Origin of the sequence: Bradyrhizobium altum, assembly GCF_020889705.1 — a bacterium.
In the GTDB taxonomy this organism is placed as follows: domain Bacteria; phylum Pseudomonadota; class Alphaproteobacteria; order Rhizobiales; family Xanthobacteraceae; genus Bradyrhizobium; species Bradyrhizobium altum.
Map to the genome: position 1 here is coordinate 1 of NZ_JACMYP010000324.1, position 8,590 is coordinate 8,590.

8 protein-coding genes are annotated in these 8,590 nt (G+C 64.6%); 5 read left to right on the forward strand and 3 right to left on the reverse strand.

The window, feature by feature from the left end:
* The first annotated feature begins 480 nt into the window (after positions 1–480).
* Positions 481–1,695 carry a sensor domain-containing diguanylate cyclase gene (locus H8B02_RS41885; protein WP_229171519.1) on the forward strand — a complete coding sequence of 405 codons (1,215 nt, stop codon included), beginning with the start codon at positions 481–483 and terminating at the stop codon, positions 1,693–1,695.
* Between the two features lie 43 nt (positions 1,696–1,738).
* Positions 1,739–1,993, forward strand: a complete 255-nt coding sequence (locus tag H8B02_RS41890; protein ID WP_229171521.1) for a hypothetical protein — start codon at positions 1,739–1,741, stop codon at positions 1,991–1,993.
* A 143-nt stretch (positions 1,994–2,136) separates the two neighbouring features.
* Here H8B02_RS41890 and H8B02_RS41895 read toward each other — a convergent pair whose 3' ends face one another.
* Positions 2,137–2,931: an adenylate/guanylate cyclase domain-containing protein gene (locus tag H8B02_RS41895; protein WP_229171522.1), complete on the reverse strand. Its 795-nt coding sequence runs from the start codon at positions 2,929–2,931 to the stop codon at positions 2,137–2,139.
* Between the two features lie 136 nt (positions 2,932–3,067).
* On the reverse strand, positions 3,068–4,132 hold the full coding sequence (locus tag H8B02_RS41900; protein WP_229171524.1) for a carbon-nitrogen hydrolase family protein: 1,065 nt from the start codon (positions 4,130–4,132) through the stop codon (positions 3,068–3,070).
* 161 nt (positions 4,133–4,293) lie between these two features.
* Between H8B02_RS41900 and H8B02_RS41905 the strand changes: the two genes are divergently transcribed.
* From H8B02_RS41905 to H8B02_RS41915, 3 genes are all read left to right on the forward strand, one after another.
* Positions 4,294–5,244, forward strand: a complete 951-nt coding sequence (locus H8B02_RS41905; RefSeq protein ID WP_092114407.1) for a LysR family transcriptional regulator — start codon at positions 4,294–4,296, stop codon at positions 5,242–5,244.
* 80 nt (positions 5,245–5,324) lie between these two features.
* Positions 5,325–5,615 (forward strand): DUF485 domain-containing protein, encoded by a 291-nt coding sequence (locus H8B02_RS41910; protein ID WP_229171526.1) that lies wholly within the window; start codon positions 5,325–5,327, stop codon positions 5,613–5,615.
* Positions 5,616–5,629: 14 nt separating this feature from the next.
* Positions 5,630–7,213: a solute symporter family protein gene (locus H8B02_RS41915; protein WP_229171527.1), complete on the forward strand. Its 1,584-nt coding sequence runs from the start codon at positions 5,630–5,632 to the stop codon at positions 7,211–7,213.
* Positions 7,214–7,511: 298 nt separating this feature from the next.
* Here H8B02_RS41915 and glmU read toward each other — a convergent pair.
* The coding region (gene glmU / locus H8B02_RS41920) for a bifunctional UDP-N-acetylglucosamine diphosphorylase/glucosamine-1-phosphate N-acetyltransferase GlmU (protein WP_229171529.1) at positions 7,512–8,590 on the reverse strand (1,079 nt) is incomplete at its 5' end.

The following is an 8,590-nucleotide window of genomic DNA, read 5'->3' on the forward strand; positions in this document are numbered from 1 at the left end:
CGCGGCGCCGCGCCAGGGAGCCGTTCTCCAGCGTGGCGACACCGGCGGAATCATAGCCGCGATACTCCAGCCGCTTGAGCGAATCCACCAATTGCTCCGCGACCGGAGCGCGTCCAAGAATGCCGACGATGCCGCACATGCGGTTCAATGTCCCCAAAAATCGCCGAAAATTTGCCAAAGCGGCGACACGGTCCCTTAACGGGAATCGCCGGTCGCAAGATACTCAATAATTATTGCCGATTGCGACAGTCTTAAACGGCAAGGTTGATGCAAAAGGCTGGTTAATCGGGGCTAACTAGTTTGGCAAGAGCGCGTCCATGTCGCCTGGCGCAGCGTCCTCAAGCCCACGACGATCCAGGGTATCATTCCGCTGAACATCGATACTAAGATCGACGAAACCGCCACCGGCAAACGTTTCAGATCACGTCAACGCAGCATTAGCGGCTTTCGGAGAGGGTGCCGCCGCCCGGAGGTACCCTGATGCAAGCCACGCACGACCGTGAGACGCAGCGCCTCGATGTTTTGGCGGAACTCGACATCCTCGATACGCCGCGCGAACTCGCCTTTGATCGCCTGACCGGGCTGTGCCGCAAGATCTTTCGCGTGCCGATGTCGACGCTGGCGCTGATCGACGGCCATCGGCAGTGGTTCAAGGCCTCCGACGGCATGGCGGATCGCGAGACCGCACGCGGACCTGCGCTCTGCAATTTTGCAATCGCGCAGGAGCATCCCCTCATCATTCCCGACACGCAGCGCGACCCGCGCCTCGCCGACAATATTTTCGTGCGCGGCAAGCCATTCATCCGCTTCTATGCCGGTGCGCAGCTCAAGATCTCAGGCGCGATCGTCGGGACCCTGTGCGCGATGGACACGCGCCCCCGCGAGTTCGATGCCGATGCCGTCAGCATGCTGACCGACCTCGCCGCGATCGCCGTCGACGAGATGATGCTGCGGAACCTGAGCATGCAAGACGGCCTCACCGGCTGCTCCTCGCGGCGCGCCTTCCGCGGCGAAGGCGAACGGCTCACCGCGCTGGCCGCGCGGCATCTCAGTCCGCTTGCCTGCGCCGTGCTCGATGTCGATCACTTCAAACAGGTCAACGACACCTATGGGCACGCCGTCGGCGACATGGTGCTGGCGGCGGTCGCGGACTCCGCGCGCTGTGCGTTGCGCGGCTCCGACGTGATCGGTCGGCTCGGCGGCGAAGAATTCGGCATCCTGCTGCCGCACACCCGGCTCGACCAGGCAATGGGCGTGCTCGAGAAGGTGCGCGCCGCCGTCGCGGCAACGCGGATCGAGATGCCGGCCGGCACGATCCGTGTCACCTGTAGCCTTGGCGGCGCGATGCTCTCGCCCGGCACCTGCTTCGACGACATGCTGCGCAACGCCGACCTTGCGATGTACGGCGCCAAGCAGGCCGGCCGCAACCAGGCGCTGGCCTGGGTCGACCGGGCGCCGTCGATTGCGCCGACCGCGCGGCGCGTGTTCAAGGCCGGCAAGATCAGCTTCAACGCCGGCCATTCCACGATCGACTGCACGGTGCGCGGGCTGTCGCGCGACACCGCGACGATCGAGGTGCTGTCCATCTCGGGCATCCCCGATCAGTTCAAGCTCGCGATCGCCGCCGACGCGCTGTCGCGGGCCTGCCGCATCACCGCGAAGGCCGATAACCGGATCGAGGTCGCCTTCACCTGAACGGCGGCGCGGGATAACCTGTCGCCGTCGGTGAGGAACCTCGATGTCAAGCGATCAGCCACCGCCCCTCGCAAAACCGTTCTGGCGCCGCGGCCTTGCCGGCTTCCTCGATTTCATCACCGTGTTCTTCGGCGGCGGCTACGCCATCGGCGCCGCCACCGGCCAGACCACGCAGGACGGCTTCAACCTGACCGGCGGCCCCGCGCTGCTGCTGTTCGCGCTGATCGTGCTGTATTTCTATCTCGGCTGGAAGGTGGTCGGCGGCACGCTGTGGCAGCGCATCCTCGGCGCGCGGTAGGCGGGCCTTCTCTGTCGTCATGACACGTAGCCCGGATGAGCTCCGCGATGTCCGGGTCTTCGGTCCCGCATTTCGCTTCGCTCATGCGGGCTACAGGCGGTCGGCGTTGATCGCAACACCGGCGTCCACTCCTGCAGGACGCCCTATTGTTCGACCTGGTAGAGCCGCCATCGCTCCGGCACGCCTTTGAGCTGGTGCGCGCCGCGATCCTTGAAACGGATTTCCGACTCGAGCATGAGATTCCTGACCGCGCTCGAGACCAGCACCTCGCCGGCGCGGGCCTTCGCGGCGACGCGCGCACCGATGTGAAAAGCGAGGCCAATGACCTCCGCGCCGCTCACCTTGTATTCGCCCGCGTGCAGTCCCACCCTGATCTCCAGTCCGAGCGTGCGGACGGCCTTGACGATCGCGGTCGCGCAACCGATCCCGGCCGCCGGCGCGCGGAACGTCGCCAGCACACCGTCGCCGGTCGTCACGACCTCCTTGCCGCGCAAGGCCTTCAGCTCCCTGCGGACGGCGGCGTAATAGTGATTCATCACCGTCGCCCAGCGCGCATCGCCGAGCCGCGCGGCTTTTTCGGTGGATCGGACGATATCGACAAAGAGGATGGTGGCGAGCGCCTGTTTGAGCTCCGAGCCTCGATCGGCGGTCCGGCGCCGGTTCGCAATATTTCCCGTCAGCGGTTCATAGCTATGGCTGCGCCGCCGCGCGACGGCGGCCTTCGTATAGTCCTGGGCACGCTGCACCGTGCGGCAGCGAATGGTTTTTTCCTGCGGCGGAAACGTCCAGTAGACCTTTCGCCCGGCTCCGGCGCCCTGAACCTCCACGGCGCCCCATTTCAGGAAGACCGTCGAGCCAGCCCGTCGAATGCACCATGCCTTTGACGTGTATCCGGACACGTTCGACTGATGCACTCCGATGCGAAGGAATTTGGGCATGAGCGTCCGGCCGATCGAACGAGCGCTTGGGGGCTTATCGGGCAAGCGTAGTCACACATTCCCGCATTGGCAACGGTGCTCGTTTCCGCACCGATCAAAAGCGCCGGGCTCTGCGATGTCCGAGATCCAGCTTTAGTCAGTTCCGGTATTCGCGCCTCTGCCCGTTCGATACGACGTCAGCGTCGACCGACAGAATTGCCTCGTCCTGCGCCTTCGCTATTGGCTGTTCCTCATCGCGAAATCGTGCCGGGGTCAGCCGGCTGCGGTCGACCGTGATGCCAAAGATGTCGAAGCGGTTGTAGTAACCGACGACGTCGTGAAACTGCTTCGGCTCGACGCAGCGATTGAGATCGATCTCCGCGTAGGCGATCCCTTCCTGGTCCTGCAATTCATCACCAAAGACACCACCCGTCGGATCGACGAAGAAGCTCGCCGCACGTGGCGTCTGGTCGATCACGTCGGCGATGGTTCTGTCGCGTTCAATGAGGAAGGCCCGCATCGGCTGGTCCATGTAGCCGGCGGTGACGATCCCGAATACCTTGGCTTCGAAGCAATGGGCACTGGCCCGGATGCGGTTGGCGGCGACGTTGTCGAAATTGCCGCCGCCCGCCGGGCGCCTTGTGGGCCACATCGGCGGCCAGCTCGAGATGTGCACCTGTTCGCCTTGCGCCATCAGCGCGAAGCGGGCCAACGGATTGGTATTCTCGCCACAGATCAACCCACCGATCCGGCCCTGCCGTGTCTCCGCGACCTTGAGGCCCGCACCGTCCCCCGACGACCACACCAGCTTCTCGTAGAAGGTCGGAACCAGCTTGCGGTGATGAACCAGAATTTCGCCGGTCTCGCCGATCAACAGGTTCGAGTTCCACAGCCCCCCAACGCTGACGGCCGAGCGCTCGCTGATGCCGATCGAGACGGTGACGCCGAGGCCGCGCGCCTCGGCGCACAGCCGCGCCACTTCCGGTCCGTCCACCAGCACGGACTGCTCCGCCATCCGCACGAACAGATCGTGATTGTCGATCGGCGGCCACAGCGCGGCCCAGACCGGAAAGGCGGGAATGTAGGTTTCGGGAAATGCGATCAGCTCGGCGCCGGCCCTGGCCGCCTCGCGCATGATGGCGATCGCCTTTTCGGTGGTCGCCCGGCTGTCGAGGAAGACGGGCGCGGCGTGGACGGCAGCAGCCTTGAAACGAGGGAGCATGACGAAAATCCCGGCTAGGACTAGGGAGGCGAAGCGGTATCATCACGGCCTTCCCGGCATGCATGGGAATTGTCGCAAGGTCGGTTGCGAAGGATCGGAGCCGCCGCGCGTTGGAACGGGAATTGCTTTGCTGACAGGGGCCGCAAATCTGGAGGCAGGTCATGTTCGATACTATCAACTGGGACGATCTGCGGGTCTTTCTCTGCGCCGCTCGCGCCGGGAATTTGAGTCAGACAGCAAAGCGGCTGCGGCTGGATCATTCCACCGTGAGCCGGCGGATCGCCCAGATGGAGGCTTCCCTCGGGATCGCGGTGTTCGAACGCCACCGCACCGGGCTCAAGCTCAACGAAGTCGGCGAGCGGTTGCTGCGTCATGCCGAGCGGGTCGAGAGCGCGGTGATCGCCATTCGCGAGGAGGCCAGCGCCAGCGACACCCAGGAACTGGTCGGAACCGTGCGGCTCGCCACCATGGAGGGGATCGCCTCGCTCTATCTGGCGCAACGCTTTGCGAAACTGCGGCGCACCGCGCCGCAACTCGCCGTCGAACTCGTCACCTCCGCGCAAACGGTCTACGTGCACAAGCGCGAAGCCGATCTGTTCGTGTCCTTCTTCCGGCCACCCGGTCCGGGCCTGATCTCCGAGCGCATCGGCAAGTTTCGGCTCGGGCTATTCGCCAGCCAGAGCTATCTCGACAATCACGGCATGCCTGCAAACCTTCGCGACCTCGGGGATCATTGGTTCGTCTCCTATATCGAGGATCTGATCCAGGTCGACTCGGTGCGCTGGCTCGCCGACGTCATCGAGGAGCCGAAGATCGCCTTCCATTCCAACAGCATGATCGCACAGATGAACGCCGCGGCGGGCGGCCTCGGCATCGTCATGCTGCCGAGCTTTGCCACCAACGACCGGCCCGACCTGATACCGGTGCTGCCCGCTCTCGCCGGCACCGTTCGCGAGGTCTGGCTCAACGTCCACAGCGACCTGCAATTTGCCCCGCGCATCCGCGCCGTCCGCGCGTTTCTGAAAAATACCCTGAAGCAGGACCCCGACATGCAGGTCACGCTGGCCGATGCCCTGCCGCAGCCGCGCACGGCAGATTGCAAAAATCCATAGTTCCCTTCCATCGGAGCCCGGCTGAAGCTCGTCCGATTGGCGCAAGGCAAGGGCGCGCGGAAGTTTTTGAGGGGCCAAACATGAACGTGGTTATTCCCGGCAATACTGATCCGGCGCCGAGCGTCAGCGCCTTGGCCAGGAAGCGGCTGATCGTCGCGCTCGTGCTCAGCGCCGCGATGATCGTGATCTATTTCAGCTTCATGGGGCTGTTCGCGTTCGACAAGCCGTTGCTCGGCACCATCCTGATGCCCGGCCTGTCGCTCTGCATCGTGCTCGGCCCGCTCGTCATCATCTCCTCCTTCGCGCTCTGCCTGGTCTACGTGCTGTGGGCGAACCGGGTGTTCGATGCCGGCATCCGCAATCTTCGCTGAAGGGGCAGAGAAAGATGGGCAGCAGCACGCTTTCGATCGGGTTCTTCTTCGCCTTCATGGCGTTGACCTTGGCGATTACCTATTGGGCCGCGCGGCGCACGCGCACCACCGAACACTTCTTCGCCGCCGGCGGCCAGGTCACGCCGTGGCAGAACGGCTGGGCGCTCGCAGGTGACTTCCTGAGCGCCGCCGCCCTGCTCGGAATTGCCGGCATCGTCACCTCAAGCGGCTTCGACGGCATGATCTATTCGATCGGGTGGCTGGTCGGCTGGCCGATCATTCTGTTCCTGATCGTCGAACCGTTGCGCAACGTCGGCCGCTTCACCTTCGCTGACGTCGTGGCCTATCGGCTGCGCCAGCGCCCGGTGCGCCTCGCCGGCGCCGTCGGGACACTTGCCGTCATCCTGTTCTACCTGATCGCCCAGATGGTCGCGACGGGATCGCTGATCAAGCTGCTGTTCGGCCTGCCCTATACCTGGTCGGTCGTCGTGGTCGGCAGCGTCATGCTGGTCTACGTGCTGTTCGGCGGCATGCTGGCGACGACCTGGGTGCAGGTGGTGAAGGCTGCGCTGCTGATGGGCGGCGGCATCCTGCTCGCCGTTCTCGTGTTGACCCATTTCGACATGAACCCGCTCAAGCTGTTCGCCGCGGCGTCCGAGAAATACGGCACCAAGGTCCTGCAGCCGGGATCGAAGGTGGTCTCGGGCCAGTGGGATGCCATCTCGCTCGGACTCGGCCTGATGTTCGGTACCGCCGCGATGCCGCATGTGCTGATGCGGGCCTATACGGTGAAGGATGCTAAGGCCGCGCGGCTGTCCATCCTCTATGCCACCGGCCTGATCGGCGTCTTTCATCTCATGGTCTTCATCATCGGCTTTGGCGCCATGGTGCTGGTCGGCGCCGACGCGGTGGCAAAGGCCGGAGGCGGTGGCAACATGGCAGCGCCCCTGCTCGCGCTCGCGGTCGGCGGCAATGCCTTCTTCGGCTTCATCTGTGCGGTCGCATTCGCGACCATGCTCGCCGTCGTCGCCGGGCTGACGCTGTCGGGCGTCGCCACGCTCTGCCACGACGTCTGGACCAATGTGATCCGCAACGGCAGCGCTTCCGAGGCCGAGCAGCTCAAGGTCGCGCGCGTCGCGACCGTCATGATTTCGATCTTCGCCATCTTTCTCGGCATCGCGTTCGAGGGCCAGAACGTCGCCTTCATGGCGGGCCTTGCGTTCTCGATCGCCTGCGCCGCCAACTTCCCCTCGCTGGTGCTCGCCATCACCTGGCGCCGCTTCACGACGCCTGCAGCCGTGGCGAGCATCCTCGTCGGCACGCTGAGCTCCCTGGTGCTGATCTATCTGTCGCCGACCATCCAGGTCGACATTCTCGGCAAGCCGCCGGCCGCGATCGAGCACCAATGGTGGTTCGTGTCGCTGCGCAATCCGGCGATTGTCAGCATGCCGCTGTCGTTCGCGGTCGCGATCCTGCTATCGCTGGTCACGCAGGAGAAGAACGCCAATCTCGCCTTTGACGAGATGCAGCGGCGCATCCTGCTCGGACCGGTTCAACCGAACACCAGCGCGCAGGGCCATGCGAAGAGTGCGGCCTGAACCGCGCTGCGGGGACGACCACACTCGATAGCCTGCGCCCACCGTTGATGGAGAGGGGGAAAAGACAAGCAAAATTCGGGCGAACGCGCCGGGAGGACGCAGATATATGTCTCAATGACCATGCAACATATTCGGTGTCGTCCCTGCGAAAGCAGGGACCCATAACCACCGATGGCTATTGCTTCACGATGCTGGTACTGCGAGTCCCTTTCACAACATCCGCCGCGGAGTACGGGTCCCTGCTTTCGCAGGGACGACGCATCTTCGCGGAGGCAGCTCGCAAACTCGCGCGACGTCCTCACTTCCCCTTCGCGGCCTTCGCCTTCAGCTTCGTAGCGCGATAGCGGGCGGCGCCGCCTTCGCGGATCGACTGTTCGCTGCGTTCGAGCGCCATCGCGTCGTCGGGGACGTCCTTGGTGATGACGGAGCCCGAGCCGATATAGGCGCCCTTGCCGATCGTGACCGGCGCGACCAGCGAGGTGTTGGTGCCGATGAAGGCGCCCTCGCCGATCAGCGTCTTGTGCTTGAGGAAACCGTCATAGTTGCAGGTGATGGTGCCGGCGCCGAGGTTGGAATTGGCGCCGACATGGGCGTCGCCGACATAGGAGAGATGGTTGACCTTGACGCCGGCCTCCAGCGTCGCGGCCTTGGTCTCGACGAAATTGCCGATCCGAGCGCCGTCGCCGAGCGAGGTGCCGGGCCGCAGCCGCGCATAGGGACCGACCGACACCTTCTTGCCGATACGGGCCTCGACGATGTGCGAGAAGGAGTGGATCACGGCGCCGTCGTCGATCGAAACGCTCGGTCCGATCACCACGAACGGCTCGATCACAACGTCCTTGCCGAATTTGGTGTCGGCGGAAAGATAGACGGTGTCCGGCGCGATCAGGGTCACGCCGGCCTCGAGCGCCTGCTTGCGCAGCCGCGCCTGCATCACGGCCTCGGCCTCGGCGAGCTGCGCCTTGGTGTTGATGCCGCGAACTTCGTCTTCGCTGGTTTCGATCACGACGGCCTCCAGTCCCAATTCCCTGACGATGCCGACGGCATCGGTCAGATAATATTCGCCCTTGGCGTTGGCATTGCCGATCTTCTCGATGATCGCGAGCGCCTTCCTGCCGTCGAACGCCATCACGCCGGCATTGCACAGCGTGATCTTGCGCTCCTCGGGGCTGGCATCGGCATGCTCGCGGATCGCGATCAGCTTGCGGTTCTCGGTCACCAGCCGGCCGTAGCCGGTCGGGTCGGCGGCGTGGAAACCGAGCACCGCAAGCGCAGCGCCGTCGCGCAGCGGCGCGCGCATCCGCGCAAAGGTTTCGGCCGAGATCAGCGGCGTGTCGCCGAACGCGACCAGCAGGTCGTCGGCGCCGCGGGCGAGCG